This is a genomic window from Bacillus sp. GW823-FHT06A11 (assembly GCF_058795355.1).
Map to the genome: position 1 here is coordinate 173 of NZ_JBXAHS010000009.1, position 569 is coordinate 741.

The 569-nt window shown below is 48.9% G+C and carries 1 protein-coding gene; it reads left to right on the forward strand.

The features are described from left to right. Nucleotides 1-569: hypothetical protein (locus AC1Q8L_RS26790; protein ID WP_492339518.1), on the forward strand; the 569-nt coding region annotated here is incomplete at both ends.

Consider the following 569-nt stretch of genomic DNA (forward strand, 5'->3'; position numbering starts at 1 on the left):
GAGCCAGAAAAACCAACAAATCCAGAGAAACCGACAGAGCCAGAAAAACCAACAAATCCAGAGAAACCGACAGAGCCAGAAAAACCAACAAATCCAGAGAAACCGACAGAGCCGGAAAAACCAACAGAACCAGAGAAGCCAACAGAACCAGAGAAACCAACAACAGAACCAGAGAAGCCAACAGAACCAGAGAAGCCAACAGAACCAGAGAAGCCAACAGAACCAGAGAAGCCAACAGAACCAGAGAAGCCAACAGAACCGGAGAAGCCAACAGAACCAGAGAAGCCAACAGAACCAGAGAAGCCAACAGATCCGGAGAAACCAACAGAACCAGAGAAGCCAACAGATCCGGAGAAACCAACAGAACCGGAGAAGCCAACAGAACCAGAGAAGCCAACAGAACCAGAGAAGCCAACAGATCCGGAGAAGCCAACAGAACCAGAAAAACCAACAGAACCAGAGAAGCCAACAGAACCAGAGAAGCCAACAGAACCGGAGAAGCCAACAGAACCAGAGAAACCAACAGAACCAGAGAAGCCAACAGAACCAGAGAAGCCAACAACTCCAGA